The sequence below is a fragment of the Ruminococcus sp. CAG:379 genome, from assembly GCF_000434255.1.
Lineage (GTDB): Bacteria > Bacillota > Clostridia > Oscillospirales > Ruminococcaceae > Ruminococcus_F > Ruminococcus_F champanellensis.
The window spans coordinates 1-23185 of sequence record NZ_FR894912.1; the positions used below are offsets into that span (position 1 = coordinate 1).

The window sequence follows — 23185 nt, forward strand, 5'->3', positions numbered from 1 at the left end:
CTGACACCTCTATCCCTGTTCATTGCCCGGTTCATTGCCCGCCGCACCTACAGCATGTTCCGGCAGCAGTCTCAGGTGCGGGGAGAGCAAACGGCACTGATCGATGAAATGATTGGCAACCAGAAGGTGGTGCAGGCATTTTCCCACCAGGCAGAGAGCATGGAGCAGTTCGATGAAATCAACGATCGTCTTGCCCGATGCTCCCTGCAGGCTACCTTCTTTTCCTCCATCACCAATCCGGCAACCCGCTTTGTCAACAGCGTGGTCTATGCAAGCGTGGCGCTGGCAGGCGCTTTGATGTGTATTTCCACTGCCGGAGCCGCTGTGCCCTTTACGGTAGGTCAGCTGTCTTGCTTCCTGTCCTACGCAAACCAGTATACCAAGCCCTTCAACGAGATCTCCGGGGTCATCACCGAGCTGCAAAACGCTCTTGCATGTGCTGCACGGATCTTTGAGCTGATCGAGGAAACGCCCCAGATTCCGGATCCGGCAGATGCTGCCGAGCTGGGGCATGTGGCAGGGAACCTGTCTATTTCGGATGTATCCTTCTCCTATGTGCCGGATCGGAAACTGATCGAGCATCTGAATCTCACCGTCAAGCCCGGACAGCGCATTGCCATTGTGGGACCCACCGGCTGCGGCAAGACTACCGTCATCAATCTGCTGATGCGGTTTTATGATGTGGATCAAGGGTCTATCTCCGTGGAAGGGAAGGACATCCGGAACGTCACACGACACAGCCTGCGCAGCAGCTACGGCATGGTCTTGCAGGAAACCTGGCTGAAGGCAGGAACCATACGGGAAAATATCTGTATGGGAAAGCCAGATGCCACAGAGGAAGAACTGCTTCAGGCATCCAAAGCTGCACATGCACACAGCTTCATCAAGCGACTGCCCCAGGGCTATAACACCGTGATCGGAGAGGATGGAGGCAGCCTGTCCCAAGGGCAAAAGCAGCTTCTGTGCATTGCCAGAGTGATGCTCTGCCTGCCCCCCATGCTGATCCTGGATGAGGCAACCTCCTCCATTGATACCCGGACGGAGCTGAAGATCCAGGAGGCATTCTCCCGGATGATGCAGGGGAGAACCAGCTTTATTGTGGCACACCGGCTTTCCACCATCCGAGAGGCGGATGTGATTCTGGTGATGCAGGATGGTCACATCATTGAACAGGGGAATCATAGCACACTTCTTGCAAAAAATGGTTTTTATGCAAACCTGTATAATAGTCAATTTGCCCGGTAAATGCTAACTGTTAACATTTACTAGGACGTTTGTTATAATGTTGAGGAATAGGAGGCAGCAGGGTATGAGAAAGAGAGACGTTGCCGTTGCCGCAGTCACCGCCGTTCTGGTACTGGCGATCGGCGGATTGATCTGCTGGGTTTTATATACACACGGCATAAAGGGTCTGAATAAGCCCATTATGCAGACTCTCACCGGGAACAACAGTCAATATGCAGAAGAACCGGCAACCATGCCGGAGAATGCGCCCAAATGGGACAGTGAGCAAACAGAAAGCTATCCTGCCATTGCAGCTCATATGAAATTACAGGGCAGAACCATGCGGGACGAGGATCAGATCACCTGGCTGGTACAGAGCGGTTCTGCCGCAGAATTTACGGTAACCGGCACGAAAGCAGTTCTGACCCTGGCAGGGGACGGAACTGCACTTGGCAAGGAAAACCACAAGCCCCGGTATGCAGTGTATCTGGACGATCAGCTGCTGACGGATGCACTGATGCGCACCAAGGAGCTGGAGATCCCTCTGTTTGAATCCAACCAGCCCAGAACCGCCAGTGTCAAGGTAATCCAGCTTTCGGAAGCCGGATACGGAGCGATCGGTGTGAAGCATGTAACCGTTACATCCATTTACCAGGAGCCGGTACAGCCCATTCCAGTCAAGGATCTGCGAATCGAGTTTATCGGAGATTCCATCACCTGCGGCTATGGCGTAGAAACCAAATCGGAAAAGGACTCCTTCACCACCGGCACGGAGAATTTCACCAAAACCTATGCCTACCTAACAGCCCGGATGCTGAATGCAGATTACAGCGCTGTATGCTACAGCGGTTACGGCATCGTTTCCGGCTGGACAGGGGATGGGCAAAAAAAGCCGGACAGCATTCTGCCAAAGTATTATAATCTGATCGGGATCCTGCCCAAATACAAAAAACAGTGGGATTTTGAGCATGTGGAGCAGAATGACGTGGTGGTTATCAACCTGGGCACCAACGATTACTCCTATCTAAGTCCCAGCTTTTCCAGCCGTTCCAAGGAGTTTATCAAGGGCTATGCGGACTTTCTCAAACAAGTACGCCAGAAGAACCCCAATGCCTACATTTTCTGCACCATGGGTACCATGGGAGGGGAATCGGTGTACGGATTGATCGAGCAGGCGGTGGGGGAATACAGCGCCGCCACTGGAGACACCCGGATCAAAAGCTATGCCTCTCCGGTTCAGACCCAGGAGGACGGCTATGGCGCCGATTATCACCCTTCCGTCAAAACCCAGCAAGACAGCGCCCAGCTGCTCACGGAGGAAATCTGCAACACTCTGGACATCCAGCCAGGCGGCAGTTTTCAGTAAGAGATAGAAAACCCCCTTCATGCGAAATGCATGAAGGGGGTTACTTTATGATTTACACGTTCATTCCCATGTTGATGGCGCGCAGGTTGTTTTCAATCAGATGCGCACGCTTCGGAGGGATCAGCTTCTCCAGACCCTTGCGGATCACTTCATCGGAGAACATACCGGTTTCCTTGAGCATTTTGCCCAGCAGAATGATGTTTGCTGCCTTGGGCAGGTTTGCATCGGTTTCCATCTGGGTTGCGGGTACATAGAAGCACTGAATATCCGGTGTTTCCACAGTGGTGTCCACCAAAGTGCTGTCCACAAATGCCATACCGCCCTTGCGAACACTGCCGATGAACTTATCGTAAGAAGGCTGATTCAGTGCGATCAGCAGATCCGGTGTCAAAACCAGGGGAGAACCGATGGGCTCGTCAGAGATGCAAACGGAGCAGTTACAGGTACCGCCACGCATCTCCGGACCGTAGGACGGAAGCCAAGACAACTCCTTGCCGTCGATCAGCGCACAGTATGCGAGGAGCTTGCCGGCAAACAGAATACCCTGACCGCCAAAGCCAGCCAGCAGAATATCATATTTCATTACTTTTCTCCTCCTTCAGCTGTAACATCCTTATATATGCCCAGCGGGTAGTATGGGATGCACTCATCCTGCAGACGCTTGATCGCCTCCAGTGGAGTCATGCCCCAGTTGGTCGGACAGGTGGAGAGTACTTCTACAATGGACAGACCGCGCTTTTCCTTCTGGTTTTCAAACGCCTTGCGAATCGCCTTCTTGGTTTCCCGGATGTGGGGAACGGTATCTACAGCAACACGCTGTGCCAAAGCAGTACCACTGAGGGTAGCCATCATCTCGCATACCCGGATCGGGTAGCCGGCAAGCTCTGTGTCACGGCCGAAGGGAGTGGTCTGGGTAACCTGACCCGGAATGGTGGTAGGTGCCATCTGACCGCCGGTCATGCCGTAAATGGTGTTGTTGATGAAGATCACAACGATGTTCTCGCCTCTTGCGCCAACATGAACGGTTTCCGCAGTACCAATGGCAGCCAGGTCGCCGTCGCCCTGATAAGTGAACACATACTTGTCCGGGTTGGAACGCTTAACGCCGGTTGCAACAGCCGGTGCTCTGCCGTGGGGCGCTTCGATCATATCACAGTTGAAATAATTGTAAGCAAATACGGAGCAGCCAACCGGACATACACCGATGGTCTCGCCCTCAATGCCCATCTCATCCAGAACTTCGCACAGCAGTCTATGTACAATACCATGGGTACAGCCAGGACAGTAGTGCATCGGCGTGTCGCAAAGTGCGTGGGGTCTTTCAAATACAGTAGCCATTTTATTTCAAGATTCTCCTTGCAGGAGAACCCACTCCTTTCGCAAAATTTAGAGGCTCTTGATATGTTCCAGGACTTCAACCGGAGTCGGGATCACACCACCGGTTCTGCCGAAGAAGGAAACAGGCTTGGAACAGTTGATCGCCAGCTTGACATCATCGATCATCTGACCCATGGACATTTCTACGCACAGCAGCTTGGATGCGTGCTGGCAAGCCTGGTTAATCTCCTTGACCGGGAAGGGCCACAGGGTCTTGGGACGGAACATGCCGACCTTGATGCCCTCTGCACGGGCGCTGTTTACTGCGGACTTTACCACACGGGCGGTCGCACCGTATGCACATACCACAATGTCAGCATCCTCAGTCAGGTACAGTTCAGCGTCAGTCTCATTCTCCTTGATGATGTCGTACCGCTTGTAGCGCTCAATGACCTGCTCTTCCAGGTCGGTAGCATTGATGTACAAGGAGTTGATGATGTGGTGTTCACGCTTGTTGCCATGACCATTGGCAGCCCAGGAGGACTTGTCAATGCTGTTTGCCTTGATTTCCGGGAACTGAACCGGCTCCATCATCTGACCCAGCAGACCGTCTGCCAGGATCATAGCAGGCATCCGGTACTTGTCAGCGGTGTCAAACGCCTTGACAACCATGTCCACCATTTCCTGTACGGAGGAAGGAGCGAATACAAGCAACTGGAAGTCGCCGTGACCCAGTGCCTTGGTAGCCTGCCAGTAGTCAGCCTGGGAAGGCTGGATACCGCCCAGACCCGGGCCGCCTCTCTGCACGTTGATGATCACTGCCGGAACATCGGAACCGGCAATATAGGAAATGCCCTCAGACTTCAGGGAGATCCCGGGAGAAGAGGAGGAGGTCATAGCCCGAACGCCGGTGGAAGCAGCGCCCAGTACCATGTTGATGGCTGCGATTTCTGACTCAGCCTGCAGGAACACGCCGCCCTCCTTGTGCATACGCTTTGCCATATATGCGGAAAGCTCAGTCTGGGGCGTAATGGGGTAACCGAAGAAACACTTACAGCCGGCTCTGATGGCTGCTTCAGCAAGAGCTTCATTGCCCTTCATAAGATTTTTTTCCAAGATGCGAAACTTCCTTTCTTTCCAACAAGTGGATTACTTTTCAACTGTAATTGCGCAGTCCGGGCACATCATAGCGCACATTGCACAGCCGATGCATGCCGCATCATCTGTACAGGCAGCCGTGAAGTAGCCTTTCTTGTTGCGCTTTTCCTTTGAAATCGCAACAATATGCTTCGGGCAGGCTGTGGTGCAAAGCCCGCAGCCCTTGCAGCGCTCAAACAATACTGTCATCTTAGCCATGGTCTGATTCTCCTTTCCGGAAAAAATGTTATTGGTTGCAAGGGGTGGCAGCCATTAGTCCCAGATGGGACGGACATGCACATGAACCGGATGCAGCCCCACACCTGATGGCGATAGTCGATCGTCATAGGTCGTGTACAAAAGTGGAAGATCCGCCTGCCGTGCCAGTTCCTGGGCAAAGGGCAGGGAGGACTCGATATGGGCAACGGTGGTTTCACAGCCCAGATTGGAATTGTTGACGATTCCGGTATGCTTCATATGGGAAGCCTGCTCGATTTCGTACATCATCGTCAGGGCTTCCTGGGGGGTCTTGGTCAGATAGCGATAGCAATTGATCACATAGAGCATGTCCAGGCAGTCGGCATACTGCGAGAATGCCTCTGCATAGCGGCCCAATGCGGTTGCGCCTGCATCGTCTCCACCCACGTCCACGATCAGGTAGCCCGGATCGGATGCGATCCGCTCCAGATCAAAATTCAGAACCGGAATGTCCACGTTGCTGTTTGCGTAATCCGGCGTAATCATGGTGACACCGTGCTCAGCAAAAAGCCTGCCGAAATCCGCAGTGCGGAAATAGGGATTGACGATGTCCAGATCCACGATGCTGACAGGCTCCCCGGTACGGGCAGCCTCCAGCGCCAGATTTACGGAATAATTGGTTTTACCGGTGCCGTAATGCCCGGTTACAATGGTGATTTTTTTCATATTACTCATGTGCATCCCCTTGATGCTGCAAGCCGTAGGCAAGTGTCATCAGGCTGTCGCCCAGATGCACATTTTCTACGATGATCTGTTCCTGTTCATGCTCCAGCCGCAGGTCATAGTGACTGAAGTTCCAGAAGGCACGAACCCCCAGCTTCACCAACTGATGCGCCAGGTCATGGGCGGCGGTTTTCGGAATGCAAAGCACAGCCATAACCGGATGATTTGCGGCGCAGAACGCCTCCAGGTTTTCGATGGGATCCACCGTGACCCCGGCAATCTGCTTACCGCACAGTGCATGGTTGCTGTCGAAAATGCCGATCAGCTTACAGCCCCGCTTTTCAAAATCAATGTGCTGCGCAATGGCTTTTCCAAGGTTGCCTACGCCAATGAGAATGGTTTTGTTGCCTGCGTGCACGCCAAGAATCTTCCCAATCTGGGCGTGAAGCTCCGTCACATTATAACCGTAGCCCTGCTGTCCGAAGCCGCCGAAGCAGTTCAGATCCTGACGGATCTGGGAAGCGGTCAGCCCCATACGCTCTGCAAGCTCCCGGGAGGAGATCCGGATCATTCCCTGACGTTCCAGTTCACCGAGAAAGCGATAGTAACGGGGCATCCGACGAATCACCGAATGAGAGATACTATCTTTTGCCATGCGATTGCCTTTCCGGGATTTAGCCCATCAACTTTGCCAGACGGCAGTTGATTTCCTCCAGGAACTCCTTGGAGTTCACCTTCTTCTTGTTTTCCAGACTGGACAGCAGGTACAGATCTCCTGTCATGATGCCGTCTTCAATGGTCTGGATGGTTGCCTGCTCCAGATTATCCGCATAGCGAACCAATTCCGGAATGCTGTCCAGCTCACCACGCTTGCGGAGCGCACCGCTCCATGCAAAGATGGTTGCAACGGAGTTGGTGGAGGTTTCCTCTCCCTTCAGATGCTTGTAGTAATGACGCTGAACTGTGCCATGTGCAGCTTCATATTCATACACGCCGGTGGGGGATACCAGAACGGAAGTCATCATAGCCAGGCTGCCATAAGCGGTGGATACCATGTCGGACATCACATCCCCGTCGTAGTTCTTGCATGCCCAGATATACCCACCGTTGGAACGGATCACCCGTGCCACTGCATCATCGATCAGGGTGTAGAAATATTCAATGCCGGCTGCTTCAAACTTTTCCTTGTACTCCGCTTCAAAGATCTCTGCGAAAATATCCTTGAACCGGTGGTCGTACTTCTTGGAAATGGTGTCCTTTGTGGCAAACCATACATCCTGCTTGGTGTCCAGACCGTAGGAGAAGCAGGAACGGGCAAATCCGGCAATGGACTGGTCAATGTTGTGCAGACCCTGGATAATGCCGTCGGTCTTGAAATCGTGGATCAGCTGGCGGGTTTCCTTGCCCTCAGCATCGGTCACAACCAGCTCCGCCTTACAGCCGCCCTTCACCTGCATCTCGGTGTTCTTGTACACATCCCCATAAGCGTGACGGGCGATGGTAATGGGCTTTGTCCAGGTAGGAATGTAGGGGGTAATGCCCTTGACCAGGATGGGGGTTCGGAACACGGTACCATCCAGGATGGCACGGATGGTGCCGTTGGGGGACTTCCACATTTCCTTCAGGTTGTATTCGGGCATTCTTGCTGCGTTGGGTGTAATGGTAGCGCACTTTACAGCCACACCGTATTTCTTGGTGGCTTCTGCGCTGTCCAGGGTCACCTGGTCACTGGTTTCATTCCGGTGAACCAGTCCCAGGTCGTAGTAATCCACATTCAGATCCACATAGGGCGTGATGAGAATATCCTTGATCCACTGCCACAGGATCCGGGTCATTTCGTCCCCGTCCATTTCGACCAGGGGCGTTTTCATCTGAATTTTGCTCATCGGGGTATACCTCCTTGTATGAAATGTTGTATTGCCTTAGTGAAAGGAAAAAACCAAAATCAAAGCAACAACCATTGCTGCAATTACGCCGATTACTCTGGCAGTACGAGGCTCCATATCAAACTTCTTGGTGCAGAGGGTCTGTATGCCGTACATGACCGCTGCGATAATCACGACCAGGATCAGATCCTTGGCAGAGCGAATGCGGTAGTGCCGAGCCATAATCGGCAGAGTGGAGAGAAAATACATGATTCGATCCCTCTTTCTGTTATAAAATAAGGTCTTACTTCAATGCTTCTCTGGTGTAATCCAGCAGACCGCCTGCCAGTACGATATCCTTAGTTCTGCCGCTGAGCTCACACAGCACCGGAATGTCAATGCCCTTGGTCTTATCCCGGAGGGTCAGCTGGGATTCGCCGGCTTCAATTGCCTTGCGTACATTCGCCAACTCCAGTTCATCCCCCTGGTCGATCTTGTCGTAATCCGCTTCGTTGGCAAAGGTCAGAGGCAGGATACCGGCATTGATGAGGTTTGCACGGTGGATCCGGGCAAAGGACTTCACCAGTACAGCCTTGACTCCCAGATACAGCGGTGCGAGAGCCGCATGCTCACGGGAAGAGCCTTGACCATAGTTTGCGCCACCTACAATAATAGACTTGCCAAGTTCCTTTGCACGGGTCGGGAATGCAGGATCGCAAACGGTGAAGCAATGCTCACTGATTGCCGGAATATTGGAGCGCAAGGGCAAAATCTTTGCGCCTGCGGGCATGATGTGGTCGGTGGTGATATTGTCCCCCACCTTCAGGGAACAGGGAACATCGATGCTGTCCGCCAGGGGACTGGTCTGGGGGAAGGGCTTGATGTTGGGACCGCGCAGAATCTCCACCTTGTCCATTTCAGATTCCGGTGCAGGCAGTTCGATCATATTATCATTGACTGTAAAGGTCTTGGGCAGCTGGAAGTCCGGCATCTCGCCCAGGGTTCTGGGGTCAGTCAGCACGCCGGTAAGAGCGGATGCAGCAGCAAGCTCCGGAGAAACCAGATAGATCTGACCGTCCCGTGTACCGGAGCGGCCTTCAAAGTTCCGGTTGAAGGTACGCAGAGAAATGCCGTGGGAATTGGGGGACTGTCCCATACCAATGCAGGGACCGCATGCGCTTTCCAGGATCCGTGCGCCGGCTGCGATCATATCTGCCAGTGCGCCGTTCTGTGCCAGCATCTGCAATACCTGCTTGGAGCCGGGAGCAATGGACAGGGAAACGTCCGGATGCACGGTCTTGCCCTTGAGGATATAAGCCACCTTCAGCATATCCAGCAGACTGGAGTTGGTGCAGGAACCGATGCATACCTGGTCGATCTTCATGGGGCCGATCTCCGCAACGGTCTTGACATTGTCCGGGGAATGGGGACATGCTGCCATAGGCACCAGCTGACTCAGATCAATGGTCAGCTCCTCGTCGTATACAGCATCCGGATCCGCTGCCAGGGGCGTCCAGACCTCGCCTCTGCCCTGTGCAGTGAGGAATTCCCTGGTCACTTCGTCAGAAGGGAAGATGGAAGTTGTGGCGCCCAGCTCAGCGCCCATATTGGTAATGGTTGCACGCTCCGGTACGGACAGGGTCTTGACACCCTCACCGCAGTACTCGATGACCTTACCCACGCCGCCCTTGACGGACATCCGGCGCAGAACCTCCAGGATCACATCCTTTGCAGCAACCCAGGGAGAAAGCTTGCCGGTCAGATTGACACGAACCACCTTGGGACAGGTAATGTAGTACGCACCGCCACCCATTGCCACTGCAACGTCCAGTCCGCCTGCGCCCATTGCCAGCATGCCGATGCCGCCGCCGGTGGGGGTATGACTGTCGGAGCCGATCAAGGTCTTGCCCGGGATGCCAAACCGCTCCAGATGTACCTGGTGGCAGATACCGTTGCCCGGACGGGAGAAGCGAATGCCGTGCTTCTTGGTCACGCTGCCGATAAAACGATGGTCATCTGCATTTTCAAAGCCGTTCTGCAGTGTGTTATGATCGATGTATGCCACAGAAAGCTCTGTTTTGACTCTGGGCACCCCCATTGCCTCGTATTCCAGATAAGCCATTGTTCCCGTTGCATCCTGCGTCAGCGTCTGGTCAATGCGCAGACCGATCTCGGTGCCCTTAATCAGTTCGCCATCCACAATGTGCGCCTTCAGAATTTTTTCGGTTAGTGTCAGACCCATTGCGTTCACCCTTTCGAATCAGAATATACAAAATAAGAATACGCTTCCGAACAGCCGTGACTGTTTCGGATACTTCTTTATTTTACTACATTTTCAGCACACTTGTCAAGAAATTCACAGTAAAAAGCACCTATCAAAAAAATGGACAGCAGGTTTCAACAAAATTCGCATACAGTTGGGGGTATAATTGTGACAAAGCGCAAGGGCGGCAAAAGCAGTGCCGTTCGTCAGGCAAATAACAAGGAGGCGTATTTTATGCTGGAATTTCAAACGGAGGAAGGGATACTGCGGGTCATGCTGCAGGGCGAGATCGATCATCACAGTGCGGGACCGCTGCGGGAGCAGATCGACTGCCGACTGGAGGAGCTGCTGCCAAAGCGGCTGATCCTGGATTTTACCGGTGTGACCTTTATGGACAGCTCCGGCATCGGCTTGGTGATGGGCAGAGTCCGGCAGGCTGCCGCATACGGGGGACAGGTGGAGATCGCAGTTCCTGCCGGTCACATCCGGAAGGTCATGCAGCTGTCCGGCATTGACAAACTGGCAAACATACATGCGCCGGTGCATCCGGCTGAGCAGAAAGGATAATCAAATGAAAACGATCAATGAAATGAAATGCACCTTTCCATCCCTGTCGGTGAATGAGGCATACGCACGCACAGCAGTAACTGCATTTGCCGCCCAGCTGGATCTGACCATTGAGGAAATTGCGGATATCCGAACGGCGGTATCCGAAGCGGTAACGAACGCCATCGTACACGGATACCGGGGCACGGTGGGCACCATAGAGCTGTGCGTCAAGCTGCTGGAGGGCAATGAGGTGTACATACGCATCAAGGACTGCGGCTGCGGCATTCCGGACGTAGCACAAGCTATGGAACCTCTGTACACCACTGCCGCCGCTGAGGAGCGTGCAGGACTGGGCTTTGCAGTTATGGAAAGCTTTATGGACAAGCTGTCTGTCAAAAGCAAGGTGGGCAGGGGCACAACCGTGGTCATGCGCAAGCGGCTGGGCGTGACGGTTCCCGTATGAGTGCGCCCTGCTCACAACCCCGTGCAGAGGAAAACCTGGGGCTGGTGCATCTTTGCGCCAACCGGTTCCGGGGACGGGGTGTGGAATATGACGACCTGTATTCTGCTGGATGCATCGGCTTGATGAAAGCAGTCAACGCCTTTGACACGGAACGAGGCGTGCGGTTTTCCACCTATGCAGTGCCGGTGATCCTGGGGGAGATCAAACGGCTGTTCCGGGACGGAGGCACGGTCAAGGTCAGCAGGAGTATGAAGGAACTGTCCATGCGGGTGGTGCGTCTGCGGGACGAGCTGCGCATGCAAAGCGGCAAAGAACCCACCGTGCAGCAGCTGGCAAAGGAAATGGGTGTAGAGGAAGCGGAGATCGTCCAGGCATTGTGCGTCAGCGTGCCACCGGTATCCCTGACAGATCCGGGGGAAAGCGGGGAAGGACAACTGGATATCCCGGTACCGCCGCCGGATACGGAAATCGGAGACGTGCTGGCGCTGCGGCAGATCATGCAGACCCTTTCCGAACGGGACAGGATGCTGCTGACTATGCGGTATTACCAGAACAAGACCCAATCCCAGACTGCACAGGCTCTGGGCATGACCCAGGTACAGGTATCCAGACGAGAGAAGAAGCTGCTGCTGACCATGCGGGAGGAGCTGTTGCGATGAAGCGGATTCCGTGATATAATCAAGCTGAGGTGACGACAATGACGCATTACTATTATGGCAACGGAAAAGGAAAGACCACCGCAGCATTGGGAATGGCTGTACGAGCCGCCGGACATGGTCTTCCGGTATGTGTGGTACAATTTCTCAAGGGCAGCTTCAGCGGAGAAGTGAAAAGCCTTGGGGTTTTGCCCCAAGTGACACTGATACGCCTGCCAAAGGATTACGGATTCAGCTTTCAGATGACGCAACAACAAATGCAGGAGATCACAGCCCAGCACAACCACATGCTGGAATCAGCTGCTGCATGGGCCAAGCAGCAGCCGGATGGACTGCTGATCCTGGACGAGATTGGAGATGCGGTAGAGCTGGAATTGATCGATGTAGATCTGGTGAAGCAGCTTGTGATGCATCCCATGGCGGAACAGATTTATACCGGACATGTAGAACAGCCGCTGTTTACAGAACATGCGGATTATGTGACAGAATGCAGATGTGTACGGCATCCATATCAGTCCGGCGTCCAGGCACGAAAAGGCATTGAATATTGAATGATCGGCGCTCATGCGGAGATTTCATCCGTGTGGGCGTTTTGTTTCGATAAAAAAGAATGCTGTAAGGGATGGTACACTTGTCCTTGCAACAAAAAGCACACTTTGCATACAGGAGGCACCACACGGGATGCACGGATGTCAACTACACAAAACTGTTATTTTGTGTAGTTGGTGGGGGAAACAAAACCAATGGGTCGTTTCAATGCAGCCAACACCCACTAACAAAAAAGCCTGAGCGTGAATCATCACACTCAGGCTTTCTGATCATTGCCCCTTAAACCCATTGAATCCGTATTTCTGCATGATTGCCGGATAATCTTTATAGGCATAATTCAAGTCCGTACTGCCGGATACGCCGTTGACCGTTCCGGTATGACTGTACTGCCACATCCCATATGCACGAGAAAAAGCAGGCTTTTCGGTTTTTGTATGTGCCACCCAGATATCATGCTCCGATTGACAGGATACCGGCACATTGTTGGTCAAAAATGACGCGTAACTATACAGCGTACAGTAATACCCTGCATTTTCCACTGTACTGCAAAACGTATCAATGATCGCTGCAACAGTGCTCTTGCTCAAGGACTGCTGGGTGCTGTCCTCAATATCAAAAACCAGCGGGAAATCAAACTGATATCCCTTTACAGTTTTCAAAAACAATTCCGCCTCCGCTTTAGCCCCTGATGCATCTGTCGCATAGCTGTACCAGTATGCACCACAGTACAGCCCGGCTTTTTTTGCTCCTGCAACATTCGTTGCAAAGGTGGGATCCACCTGGGAAGCCTCCCTGCCATAGCCGGCACGAATGATCGCAAAATGGTAACCATCCGCCTTAACTTTTGCCCAATCCACTGTGCCCTGCCACTTGGAAACATCTATGCCGTCATAAATCTGTCCTTTAGGCCCTGTAGAGGTTGTTGTAACAGTGGTAGTTGTCGTTGTTTCCAAAGGAACCGTCGTTGTGGTAGCAGTCACCGGCGGCAGGATCACTTCCTCCCGCACTGTAACAGCGCCCTGTGTGATCACATAAGGCACCTTCTGGTTCCCGGATTCTTCAATAGACTGCACAACCATCTCCAGCGGATACACACCAACGGGTGTATTCTCCGGAATCTCCACATATACCGTAAACAATTCACCGTTATCCGTATACCGTACCGCTGAAGTGGAGTATATCGCTGCCACATTGCCGCCGGATATAGCACGAAGCGTCAGATCCTGATCCGGCTGGGTCAGCTTCAGAGTACCTTCCTCACCGGTCTGCATGGTTAAATAGTCCCCTTGGGTCAGGCTAAAGCTCACAATAAAATTCTGAAAACCAGGATTGCCGGATACGGATACAGTCACCGGCACCACATCGCCGCCATAGCCCACCGCCTTGGACACAAACAAATGTGCATACTCCGACTGGGACTCAAGCAGCTGCCGTTTCCGCAGCACATTATCAAAAGCGTTAATTACGCCGTTGCCGTCAATATCATATGTATCATCTGCTGCAGGATCCTGCGTAGATTTGCAGATTGCCTGATTGATCTGCGCACAGCTGGGCAGGCGGATCGTCTCGGTCAGATCCCCCTCACTGTTGTTGATATCATTTGTGCTGACATTCAAATCATCAGAGATTTGCTCGGTAACAGCATCCGTCCCCACGGATACTTCCGGCGCAGCACTGTCCCCTATCTGCACAGTCTGATCTGCCGCATAAACCGTTGACTGTAAAGCCATCAGAGCCGATACAGCCCATGCAGCAATCAGCTTTGTAAATGGTGTTTTCATAACATACTCCCTCTTTGCTAACGCTGTTCAATCTAACTACATATAGTATAACATAAAATGCGCAATTTGTGAAGTGTATTATGCGAATTTTTTGTGCATTTCTACATATTGCATGATTTACGACCGAAAATTTAGCCGAGATTACGAAGATCAAAATGGTTTTTTCAAAAAAAACAGATTTTTTTGAAAAAAGGGGTTGACATTTTCAAAAAGATGCGGTATAATAATAAAGCACTCGGGAGAGAGTAAAAAAAGAAAATGCTGTTTTAGCTCAGTTGGTAGAGCACTTCCTTGGTAAGGAAGAGGTCGCTGGTTCAAATCCAGTAAACAGCTCCAGAACAAAGCACGCAGTTCCATTGGAATTGCGTGCTTTTTGGTTATACGAACTCGCCACACATTAACTGTAATCATTTGGTAAAAAGAATTTTTATACAGCATGACCCATTCTATCCCTGAAATTCGTTTATTATGGTGAAAGAACTTTGCGAAAGGAATCATACACAATGCTTGCTTATTTCAAAATGAAACGGATTTGCCGGGAATATGCGCAACAAAATCTTCGGGACGCTGAAGACTGGTTCGCTAAATACGATGCGGGAAAGCCTCATGCTTTCTCCCGGGAATTTCAGATCAAGCTGAATACTGCCATTTACGGCGAGGCCTTTACAGATGCAGAAATCAACGACTACCTGCATCCGGTATGCAGACCGGCTCCGAAGACTGACGGTCGGCAGATCCGGCTCAAACGGCTTGGCATGCGCTATGCAGCTGCAATCATTACCGCTGCCGTATTGACCACCAGTGCCCTGGTAGGTCTGGGTGGTGTCATTGCCGATCCCCAGAGCTGCAATGATGTACACTTCTCTTCTGTCAAGTCCGGCTGCTTTGACAATATGGTGGCAGGGTTTCTTTATCCTTCAGAGTACTATAACTCCAGCAAATTTAACGGGCACGTTATGGAGGGCCATCCGGATCATGTTTCCCCGTTCCAGTTCACCTCTGTTCCCGAAGGGTTTGAACTGAAATCCATGCACGCATACTCCACGGACTCTGCAAAAGGTGAAATCGAGCTGAACGGTAACTGGGATCAGGTAAATCGGATTGATTACACTTTCACAAATGAAACTATGGGTTGGTTATATATTACCGTACAAACTGCCCACACCTCCCGGTTTTACTTCAAAGAACGGCCAAAGCCGGAAGAAGGCATAAGTCGGGTCATCAACTACCAGGGACAGGATGCGTTCCTTCTGACTGAACAAAAATTGAGGAGCAAGAATTGTGCCTTGATCTGGTGCGATGGGCTCAATGATTACAAGGTTTTCTACAACGATCATTTCTCAGACGTACAGATGAATGATCAAGATATACAAGAATTTGTATTTTCGGTAGCTAATTCTATACAGCTTTTACAAAAATAATTTTTATTTTGGCAAACTTCACCTGTTTTAATATTCCATTTCGTTTATATAGATGGAGAGTGCAAAAAGCGCTCTACTATTTTACGAAATGGGGTATTTCATTATGAAAACCAACAAGATCCTCGCAACCATCCTGGCGGCAGCATCCCTGCTGTCCACACTTCCCTGTGGCGCTGTCAGCGCTGCAAACACGCCACCCATGCCTCTCTCCCCTGACTCTCTGGTAAGCACAACCAGCATCTCGGACGATGACTACTACTACGATCCTTACGTCACCATTAAAAAAGAGTCTGCTACCAAGTGCAGCTACACAGGGGGCGCTCAGTTTAAGCCCGTCACCACCAAGATGAAGGGCATCCTGATCCTGGAGGAATACCGGGATGGGCACTGGAAAGAAGTGAAGCGCAAGGAGGTCACCACCACCAGCGACCCGCTGAGAATCACTGACAGCTATAGCAGCATGGTATCCGGCAGAAAGTACAGATCCCGGCTGTATCTGTATGCGTACTGCGGTGTTGTCTGGGAGTTTGCTTCCCCGGTCAGCAATGTGATCCAGTAATCCAAAACAAAAAGGCGTGCACGGGAACATGCACGCCTTTATTTTTAATGCAGGTTGGAGGGGTCAGCGTTGAAGATCTGATTGCTCTCTGTGTAGTAGTCATTATCCTCCAGCGAGGTGAAATCCGCATCGTCAATATCCGGCAGCCGAGCGCCGCATACGCCGCAATACTGATTCTTGTCGCTGTTTTCCGTTTCACACTTGGGACAAAGCTTAAAGCCCCGCAGGGTGTTCAGCTCAAAACGCATCTTCTTGATGCGACGACGGCGTGTGTCAATATCTTCACACAGAGCACGGAAAACCTGAGGATCTTCTTCCGGATTCTTGTAGTATTTTTTCCCGATATCAGCAAAAATTTCAATAATCCGTTCTTCCTCGTACAGGATCTTTCTCCGAAGATTGTTTACCTCGGAATAATTCTGCATCTTTCCGGTAACGCCCTTACCAGCATCTGTAACCTTGTCTAAAAAACTCATTACCCATTCACTCCTAAACGTACAGAGATACGCATTCCTATAGTCACATTATACACCCTGTCGGCTAACTTTGTCAAGTATTTTTGTTTAAATTCTGCAATACTGAACCCATCAGCCGCAAACATCCGCAGAAGACAGCAGCTGTACGCCCTTTGCCTGCAACAGCTCAGCCGCTTTCTGGTTGTCATCTGCCCGAAGGATTACAAAGGCAGTGTCTGCAACCCGGCTCACATAGGCGTACATATACTCTACCGTGATACCGCCCTCCCGGAGCATATCCATGACAGTAGCCAGCCCCCCGGGCTGATCCGCAACCCCGATGCCGATCACATGGGACACCTTGAGCATGCAATTGGCATCCTTCAGCACCTCAAACGCCTTGTCCGTATCGGTGACAATGAGACGAACGATACCAAAATCCTTGGTATCTGCAACGGACAGAGCCCGGATGTCAATATGATGATCCCGCAGCAATCCGGTGACTGTGGACAGTCTCCCCTTTTTGTTTTCAATAAAGACAGATAGTTGTTTAATCAGCATAGTTCTTCCCCTTTCGTCCTTTAATCGTGCAGCTTCCGGGTATCCACCACACGCACCGCTTTGCCCTCAACTCTGGGAATGGTTTTCGGCTCTACCAGGGTGATCTTTGCGGAAATGCCCAGGGTGGACTCCACTGCCTGCTTAATGTTCCGGGACTGCTCCTCCAGGCTTCTGACCGTATCAGAGAACATCTCTGGTGTAATCTCTACCTGGATCTCCAGGGTATCCGTGTTGTTCACTCTGCCCACGATCAACTGGTAGTAGGGCGCAGTATTGCCCAGTTGCAGCAATACGCTTTCGATCTGGGACGGGAACACATTGACACCCCGGATGATCAGCATATCATCGGATCTGCCCGCAGGCTTCTTCATCTTGATCAGGGTTCTGCCGCAGCTGCACTTTTCGCGAACCAGTACACCGATATCCCGTGTCCGATACCGAAGCAACGGGAAGCCCTGCTTGTTGATGCAGGTAAAGACGATTTCCCCCTGTGTGCCGATCGGCAGCACCTCTCCCGTATCCGGATCGATGGTTTCTGCAATGAAGTTGTCCTCATTGATATGCATGCCGGACTGTTCCTGGCACTCAAAGGCAACGCCGGGACCGATGATCTCGGTCAGACCGTAAATATCCATTGCCTTCAGTCCAAGCTTTGCCTCGATCTCCTTGCGCATTTCCTCCGTCCAGGGTTCTGCACCGAAAATACCAACCCTCAGAGCCAGTTCACTCTTGTCAATGCCCATTTCTGCCATAGTCTCTGCCAAAAACAGCGCATAGGAGGGGGTGCAGCAGATAAAGGTGGGCTTGAAGTCCCGGAGAATGTTGATCTGACGCTTGGTGTTACCCACGGAAACCGGCACAACAGTCATGCCAGCCTTTTCGGCACCGCCATGTACGCCCAGTCCGCCGGTGAACAAGCCATAGCCGTAGGATACGTGGATAATATCCTCCTTGGTAGCCCCTGCTGCGGTCAGTGCTCTTGCGCAGCATTCCGCCCAGGTATCCAGATCCTTCCGGGTATAGCCCACTACGATCTGCTTGCCGGTGGTGCCGCTGGAGGCGTGCAGACGCACGATCTCGCTCATGGGCACTGCGAACATACCGTAGGGATAGGTATCCCGCAGATCCTGTTTATAAGTAAAGGGCAGCTTGTGCAGATCATCCACACTGCGGATATCCGCCGGAGAAACCCCTGCTTCATCCATACGCTTCCGGTACAGGGGTACCCGTTCGTACACTCTTCTGACTGTCTGGGACAGGCGGAAGGACTGGAGCGCCCGCATTTCATTCAGCGTTGCGCATTCCATACTTTCATTCCAATACATTGAAAACTCCCCTTTTATTTTGATTGACTGTTCCTGTTTTTGATGCAGACGAACCAGTAGAACGGAAAGACAAGGATATTTGCCATCCAAAGCAAGAGCATCCAGACATACTTTGTTCTGCTGTCAGACAACCTTTCTGCATCCATCGACATGGTGATGACATAGAACCAGAACAGGACTACCGCCAGAAGCGCCGCTGCAGCCAGGGGAATCCCATACAGAGGCATCATGGCATCTTCATGCAGCAGAACGCATGTCACGACCACAGTCACCAGAAAGAGGACGTACGGCAGGAAACTGCCGATTCCATACCATGTACTTTCCGCTATGTTCTTCATGCCACTACATCTCTGCCAAGTGCAAATGCCTTTTTGTTCAGCTCCAGGAATTTCGCCGGAACACACTGCGCCAGTGCCTGCTGCCATACTTCCTCCGGGAAGGGCAGCTTCCGGGATACCACGCCCATCAGCACCACGTTGGATGCCTTTGCATTGCCCAGGGATTCCGCCAGCGCCAGAGCGTCCACTGCGGTCACATCAATGCCCAGGGCTTCCAGATGTTCCAGAATGTTTTCCGGATAGGTGGCTGCACCGGTAACAACCGGCATGGGATCCAGCTGCTGCTTGGATACCACCAGGCAACCGTCCTTTTTCAGATGGGATACCCAGCGTGCAGCCTCCAGCAGTTCAAAGGAGATGATAGCATCCGCCTCACCCTTTTCCACGATGGGAGAATACACCTGATCCCCGTATTTTACATAGGTCACAACAGAGCCGCCCCGCTGGGACATGCCGTGTACTTCGCTGACCTTTACGTCATAGCCCTGTGCCAGCAGCACATTGCCCAGGATCCGGGAAGCCAGCAAGCTGCCCTGACCGCCTACGCCTACGATCATGACTGATTTTGTTTCCATGTTCCTTCTGCTCCTTTCCCTTATTCCACAATGGCACCGAACTTGCACTGCTCCATGCAGATGCCGCAGCCTACGCACTGGGTATGGTCGATGACAGCCTTGCCCTCTCGCATGGAAATCGCCGGACATCCCAGCTTCAGACACATCTTGCAGGACTTGCACTTGTCCGCTTCCACATGCAGCGCCGGCTTGTGCTTTACATATTTCAGCAGTGCACAGGGACGACGGGAAATAATCACGGAAGGCGCAGCCACTGCCAGCTCTTCCTTGATGGCAGTTTCGGTTTCCGCCAGATGATAGGGATCTACCACCCGGACACGCTGAATGCCAATGGCTTTGCAGAGATCCTCCAGGCATACTGCCGCCGCCGGATCCCCCTTCAGGTTCTTACCGGTGGTGGGATTCTGCTGATGACCGGTCATGCCGGTGATGGAGTTGTCCAGAATGATAACGGTAGAATTGGTAGCGTTGTATGCGATGTTCACAAGACCGGTCATGCCGCTGTGCATAAAGGTGGAGTCGCCGATGACTGCCACTGCACGCTGCTCGCTTTCAGCGCCTCTTGCCTTGTTGAAGCCGTGAAGCCCGGAGATGGATGCGCCCATACAGATGGTGCTGTCCATTGCACACAGGGGCGCAGCCGCACCCAGGGTGTAGCAGCCGATGTCCCCGGAAACGATGCACTTGAGCTTGGACAAAGCATAGAATACGCCTCTGTGCGGACAGCCAGGGCACATAACCGGAGGACGTACCGGCAGCTGCTCCGGATATGTAGTATATTCCTTCACCTCACCCAGCATCTTTTCCGCAATGATGGACTGGGACAGCTCTCCGATGTAGCCAAACAGCTCCTTGCCAACCACCTGGATGTCCAGCTTGCGGCAGTGGGTCTCGATGACATCATCCAGCTCCTCGATCACATAGATCTTGTCACACTTCGCTGCAAAATCCAGGATCAGCTTCTTGGGCAGAGGGTTCACCATACCCAGCTTCAGATAGGAAACCGTATCCCCCAGGGCTTCTCTTGCATACTGATAGGCAATGCCGCTGGTGATAACGCCGATCTTGGAAGCATGCATTTCTACCCGGTTCAGCGGGGAGGTTTCCGCATAAGCAGTCAGCTTTTCCGTGCGCTCTTCCACGACTACATGACGGCCCTTTGCAAAAGCAGGCATCATGACATATTTCTGGGGGGTCTTTTCGTAGGGTTTCAGTCCCCCGTCAATCCGGTCACACAGCTCTACAGAGCTCTGAGAATGTGCCACACGGGTGGACATGCGGACGATCACCGGCGCATCAAACTGCTCGGAGATCTCATACGCCAGCTTTACATATTCCTTGCATTCGCCGGAATCGGAGGGCTCTAGCATAGGCACCTTGGAAGCAATGGCGTGATGCCGGCTGTCCTGCTCATTCTGGGAGGAGTGCATGCCCGGATCATCCGCCACGGCGATCACCATGCCCCCGTTGACGCCGGTGTAGGATGCTGTGTACAGGGGATCCGCTGCCACATTCAGACCTACATGCTTCATACCGCAGAAGCTTCTGGCACCGGCAATGGATGCGCCCAGGGCAACCTCCATGGCGACCTTTTCATTGGGTGCCCATTCTGCATACACCTCGTCATACTTTGCGACTTCTTCTGTAATTTCCGTAGACGGCGTGCCGGGATAGCTTGATACGACCCGGCATCCGCTTTCGTAAAGCCCTCTGGCGAAGGCTTCATTTCCAAGCATCAGCTTCTTCATTCTTTTTATCCTTTCTGATTGTGATAATAATGTTCCAGGATCCACTCCGGCACAGCATCCTCCAGGTTGCTGCCAATAACGCCGGTGGCAGCTGCCTTTACCTCATCCCTGGCATTTGCCACAGCATAGCATTCGTCACATCCGGCAAACAGGGACAGGTCATTGAGATTGTCCCCAAAGCCGATGATATGCGCAAATCCGTAAGCATGCCGGAGATAATCCACTGCCTGGCGCTTGGAGGCACCTGCCCCGCAAAGCTCCAGATACCAGGAGTCCCGGTCATACACATCCTTATAAAAGGCATACTGCAAACCGGGCAGGGGCGCAACCGCATCCCGAATCTTCTGGATCCGATCTTTTTGATCCACCATGGTGATATAGATCGTCCGATCAGACACCGCCTGGGTCAGACTGTCCACCTGGGTAAAGGGACGGTCAAAGCGCTGGGGCCTTGCTGCCCGATACGCTTCCATCACCGGATCATCCAAACGGTGATGGAAACAGCCCAGCCCCTGTCCTTCAATCGTATAGAGAAATGCCGGAACCTGCATCTGTTCCAGAATCTCCGTCACCTGAAGGGCGGTCTGCACTCCGATGGTTTCATAATGCTGATACTGCCGGGCATGCATGTCATAGATGCACACCCCGTTCATCAGCACCACCGGCATGGGCATCTGTACCCGGGACAGAATGCTGCGGACGGATACGATGGAGCGGGCAGTAGCACAGGAGAAAAGCACACCCTCCGCCGACAGCTGCTGCAACAGTTGGGTAGAGCGCTCTGACAGGCAGGCATCCGGTGTAAGCAGGGTACCGTCCAGATCAGAAATGTATAAGGTCTTCATGGAGCAGTTCCTTCCTGTTTACTTCTCGCTTCCCTGCAGATCCGCAAAAAATTTCTTCAGACCCCGGTAATAGTCCGTTGCATCCTCGCCGCCGAACTGCCGCTGCAGGGTATTGTGAAACTCTGCGGTGGATTCGCTATCAGTCATGCACTGGATGATATCCTTCACCCGATTGGTCTGGATCTCCGGATCGATCTCCAGCAAAAGCTTCCGGATCGTTTTCACAGTGGGCACAGTCTGCTTTGTCTGTACCATGATCTGCTTGGGCTGCTTTTTCTGGGATTTCTTTTTGCCGGATTTACCCTCAACCGGAGCAGGCTGCTGAAGCATGACCGGCTGCGAAACGGTCATCTTCTTCACCGGAACCGATGTTTTATCCGCCAGAGCATCCCGGATGGATGGCTTGATCTGTACCTTTACCCCCAGCATCTTCTTACAGAACTGCTGCGTCGCCACATAGCCCATATCCCGGCTGATGATATAAAAATCATCCGCACTCTGCTTGGCGATCAGATAGCCCAGATAGGTAACCAGCTGAAAATCCAGCGCATTCCTGCCGGACTGGTTCAGATTCACCTTTTCCGTCCGAACCGGAGATTGCATGATCTCATCCAGAATCTCAAAATTCAGGGTATTGGCAGACTGACTGTAGAACAGAACCACCCGATCCTCTGCATCAAGCCGGGAGATTCCTGCCAGTCCGAAGGAATTTACATTCTCATAATCGATCAGAAAAATACGCATATTTTTACGCCTCCTTTCCTCGGGCAATGCCCGTGATTGCTATCGTCAGCGGATTGCACGCACCCCGGTCAGCCGGATCTCCGGCGTCAGATAGCCGGGCTTGGGCTGATGGGTATCGGAGTAATCCGTAGACAGATACTTCTTGTTGTCGTCTGCAAACACAGTGGCAATGATCGCTTCCTCCCCCAGCAGAGCCCCTGCCTTCAGAGCGCCCAGGAAGTTTGCGCCGGAGGAGATCCCTACGCCAATACCCATCTCCCGTGCCAGCATCTGCGCCATAAGGATGGAATCCACATCATCCACCGCAACTACAGCGTCCGTTTCCTCCAGCTTGAGGATGGGAGGCACAAACTCGTCGGAAATACCCTGGATCCGGTGCTTACCGGTTTTGTATCCCGTAGACAGGGTTGGTGAATTCTCCGGCTCCAGCGGATACAGCTTGCAGGCAGGATTGGTTTCCCGCAAACGCCGCCCGATGCCCATCACCGTGCCGCCGGTGCCTACACCTACCACCACTGCATCC

The 23185-nt window shown here is 52.5% G+C and carries 28 protein-coding genes and 1 tRNA gene (1 of these 29 cut by a window edge); 9 read left to right on the forward strand and 20 right to left on the reverse strand.

All coding sequences use genetic code 11. The features are described from left to right. Nucleotides 1-1245, forward strand: a 1245-nt coding sequence (locus QVO51_RS08225; protein ID WP_288168027.1) for an ABC transporter ATP-binding protein, incomplete at its 5' end; no start/stop codon positions are given. A 64-nt stretch (nt 1246-1309) separates the two neighbouring features. Then, the gene (locus tag QVO51_RS08230; protein WP_022358006.1) at nt 1310-2590 is read left to right on the forward strand and encodes an SGNH/GDSL hydrolase family protein; all 1281 of its coding nucleotides are present in this window, start codon (nt 1310-1312) and stop codon (nt 2588-2590) included. 52 nt (nt 2591-2642) lie between these two features. Here the strand turns inward: QVO51_RS08230 and QVO51_RS08235 are convergent, their stop codons facing one another. From QVO51_RS08235 to QVO51_RS08275, 9 genes are read right to left on the reverse strand one after another with little or no spacing between them, the layout of a single operon-like run. Further along, a complete protein-coding gene (locus tag QVO51_RS08235; protein WP_022358007.1) occupies nt 2643-3173 on the reverse strand; it encodes a 2-oxoacid:acceptor oxidoreductase family protein in 531 nt (176 codons plus the stop codon). Next, nucleotides 3173-3928 (reverse strand): thiamine pyrophosphate-dependent enzyme, encoded by a 756-nt coding sequence (locus tag QVO51_RS08240; RefSeq protein ID WP_022358008.1) that lies wholly within the window; start codon nt 3926-3928, stop codon nt 3173-3175. Before QVO51_RS08240 ends, QVO51_RS08235 begins: the two co-directional genes overlap by 1 nt. A 48-nt stretch (nt 3929-3976) precedes the next feature. Then, the gene (locus QVO51_RS08245) at nt 3977-5026 is read right to left on the reverse strand and encodes a 3-methyl-2-oxobutanoate dehydrogenase subunit VorB (RefSeq protein WP_276795392.1); all 1050 of its coding nucleotides are present in this window, start codon (nt 5024-5026) and stop codon (nt 3977-3979) included. Between the two features lie 30 nt (nt 5027-5056). Beyond that, on the reverse strand, nt 5057-5263 hold the full coding sequence (locus QVO51_RS08250; RefSeq protein ID WP_015559026.1) for a 4Fe-4S dicluster domain-containing protein: 207 nt from the start codon (nt 5261-5263) through the stop codon (nt 5057-5059). Nucleotides 5264-5317: 54 nt separating this feature from the next. After that, the gene (locus tag QVO51_RS08255; RefSeq protein WP_022358010.1) at nt 5318-5977 is read right to left on the reverse strand and encodes a hypothetical protein; all 660 of its coding nucleotides are present in this window, start codon (nt 5975-5977) and stop codon (nt 5318-5320) included. After that, nucleotides 5970-6620 carry a redox-sensing transcriptional repressor Rex gene (locus QVO51_RS08260; RefSeq protein WP_022358011.1) on the reverse strand — a complete coding sequence of 217 codons (651 nt, stop codon included), beginning with the start codon at nt 6618-6620 and terminating at the stop codon, nt 5970-5972. The genes QVO51_RS08255 and QVO51_RS08260 overlap by 8 nt, the downstream gene beginning before the upstream one ends. A 19-nt stretch (nt 6621-6639) precedes the next feature. Then, the gene (locus tag QVO51_RS08265) at nt 6640-7851 is read right to left on the reverse strand and encodes an NADP-dependent isocitrate dehydrogenase (protein WP_022358012.1); all 1212 of its coding nucleotides are present in this window, start codon (nt 7849-7851) and stop codon (nt 6640-6642) included. Nucleotides 7852-7887: 36 nt separating this feature from the next. Then, nucleotides 7888-8100, reverse strand: a complete 213-nt coding sequence (locus QVO51_RS08270; RefSeq protein ID WP_022358013.1) for a hypothetical protein — start codon at nt 8098-8100, stop codon at nt 7888-7890. A gap of 34 nt (nt 8101-8134) precedes the next feature. Beyond that, on the reverse strand, nt 8135-10072 hold the full coding sequence (locus tag QVO51_RS08275) for an aconitate hydratase (protein WP_022358014.1): 1938 nt from the start codon (nt 10070-10072) through the stop codon (nt 8135-8137). 255 nt (nt 10073-10327) lie between these two features. Between QVO51_RS08275 and QVO51_RS08280 the strand changes: the two genes are divergently transcribed. Genes QVO51_RS08280 through QVO51_RS08295 form a run of 4 tightly spaced genes read left to right on the forward strand, consistent with a single transcriptional unit; the run spans nt 10328 to nt 12312 of the window. Next, complete coding sequence (locus QVO51_RS08280) at nt 10328-10660, forward strand: STAS domain-containing protein (protein WP_022358015.1); 333 nt, start codon at nt 10328-10330, stop codon at nt 10658-10660. A gap of 4 nt (nt 10661-10664) precedes the next feature. Next, nucleotides 10665-11105 carry an anti-sigma F factor gene (gene spoIIAB, locus QVO51_RS08285; RefSeq protein WP_022358016.1) on the forward strand — a complete coding sequence of 147 codons (441 nt, stop codon included), beginning with the start codon at nt 10665-10667 and terminating at the stop codon, nt 11103-11105. Continuing rightward, nucleotides 11102-11764 carry a sigma-70 family RNA polymerase sigma factor gene (locus QVO51_RS08290; RefSeq protein ID WP_022358017.1) on the forward strand — a complete coding sequence of 221 codons (663 nt, stop codon included), beginning with the start codon at nt 11102-11104 and terminating at the stop codon, nt 11762-11764. The genes spoIIAB and QVO51_RS08290 overlap by 4 nt, the downstream gene beginning before the upstream one ends. A gap of 38 nt (nt 11765-11802) precedes the next feature. Beyond that, the gene (locus QVO51_RS08295) at nt 11803-12312 is read left to right on the forward strand and encodes a cob(I)yrinic acid a,c-diamide adenosyltransferase (protein WP_022358018.1); all 510 of its coding nucleotides are present in this window, start codon (nt 11803-11805) and stop codon (nt 12310-12312) included. A 267-nt stretch (nt 12313-12579) separates the two neighbouring features. Here the strand turns inward: QVO51_RS08295 and QVO51_RS08300 are convergent, their stop codons facing one another. Then, the gene (locus QVO51_RS08300) at nt 12580-14091 is read right to left on the reverse strand and encodes a GH25 family lysozyme (RefSeq protein ID WP_022358019.1); all 1512 of its coding nucleotides are present in this window, start codon (nt 14089-14091) and stop codon (nt 12580-12582) included. A gap of 260 nt (nt 14092-14351) precedes the next feature. Here QVO51_RS08300 and QVO51_RS08305 point away from each other — a divergent pair. The 3 genes from QVO51_RS08305 (at nt 14352) to QVO51_RS08315 (ending at nt 16071) form a co-directional block, all read left to right on the forward strand. Further along, nucleotides 14352-14427 (forward strand) — tRNA-Thr (locus QVO51_RS08305). Between the two features lie 167 nt (nt 14428-14594). Continuing rightward, entirely contained in the window at nt 14595-15512 is a 918-nt protein-coding gene (locus QVO51_RS08310; protein ID WP_022358020.1) for a hypothetical protein, read from the forward strand. A gap of 103 nt (nt 15513-15615) precedes the next feature. Continuing rightward, on the forward strand, nt 15616-16071 hold the full coding sequence (locus QVO51_RS08315) for a hypothetical protein (protein WP_276747058.1): 456 nt from the start codon (nt 15616-15618) through the stop codon (nt 16069-16071). A gap of 44 nt (nt 16072-16115) precedes the next feature. On the opposite strand, the gene QVO51_RS08320 is transcribed toward QVO51_RS08315, so the two are convergent. The 10 genes from QVO51_RS08320 to QVO51_RS08365 form a co-directional block, all read right to left on the reverse strand. Then, entirely contained in the window at nt 16116-16547 is a 432-nt protein-coding gene (locus QVO51_RS08320) for a zinc ribbon domain-containing protein (RefSeq protein WP_015559039.1), read from the reverse strand. A 111-nt stretch (nt 16548-16658) separates the two neighbouring features. Beyond that, complete coding sequence (locus QVO51_RS08325; protein ID WP_015559040.1) at nt 16659-17087, reverse strand: ACT domain-containing protein; 429 nt, start codon at nt 17085-17087, stop codon at nt 16659-16661. A 20-nt stretch (nt 17088-17107) separates the two neighbouring features. Continuing rightward, nucleotides 17108-18412 carry a phenylacetate--CoA ligase family protein gene (locus QVO51_RS08330; RefSeq protein ID WP_022358022.1) on the reverse strand — a complete coding sequence of 435 codons (1305 nt, stop codon included), beginning with the start codon at nt 18410-18412 and terminating at the stop codon, nt 17108-17110. Nucleotides 18413-18426: 14 nt separating this feature from the next. Further along, the gene (locus tag QVO51_RS08335) at nt 18427-18750 is read right to left on the reverse strand and encodes a hypothetical protein (RefSeq protein WP_022358023.1); all 324 of its coding nucleotides are present in this window, start codon (nt 18748-18750) and stop codon (nt 18427-18429) included. Then, complete coding sequence (locus QVO51_RS08340) at nt 18747-19325, reverse strand: indolepyruvate oxidoreductase subunit beta (protein ID WP_015559043.1); 579 nt, start codon at nt 19323-19325, stop codon at nt 18747-18749. Before QVO51_RS08340 ends, QVO51_RS08335 begins: the two co-directional genes overlap by 4 nt. Before the next feature lie 20 nt (nt 19326-19345). Further along, nucleotides 19346-21073 (reverse strand): indolepyruvate ferredoxin oxidoreductase subunit alpha, encoded by a 1728-nt coding sequence (iorA, locus tag QVO51_RS08345; RefSeq protein ID WP_015559044.1) that lies wholly within the window; start codon nt 21071-21073, stop codon nt 19346-19348. Between the two features lie 5 nt (nt 21074-21078). Then, the gene (locus QVO51_RS08350) at nt 21079-21918 is read right to left on the reverse strand and encodes an HAD-IIB family hydrolase (protein ID WP_022358024.1); all 840 of its coding nucleotides are present in this window, start codon (nt 21916-21918) and stop codon (nt 21079-21081) included. An 18-nt stretch (nt 21919-21936) separates the two neighbouring features. Continuing rightward, nucleotides 21937-22662, reverse strand: coding sequence for a PIN domain-containing protein (locus QVO51_RS08355; RefSeq protein WP_022358025.1), 726 nt, complete (start codon nt 22660-22662; stop codon nt 21937-21939). Between the two features lie 45 nt (nt 22663-22707). After that, entirely contained in the window at nt 22708-23127 is a 420-nt protein-coding gene (locus QVO51_RS08360; protein WP_369677906.1) for a pyridoxal-phosphate dependent enzyme, read from the reverse strand. Next, nucleotides 23042-23185, reverse strand: partial view of a PLP-dependent cysteine synthase family protein gene (locus tag QVO51_RS08365; RefSeq protein ID WP_022358027.1) — the 3' end only. It continues 555 nt past the right edge of the window; 144 of the gene's 699 nt are visible here — the last part of the coding sequence; the start codon falls outside the window, past its right edge; the stop codon is at nt 23042-23044. The genes QVO51_RS08360 and QVO51_RS08365 overlap by 86 nt, the downstream gene beginning before the upstream one ends.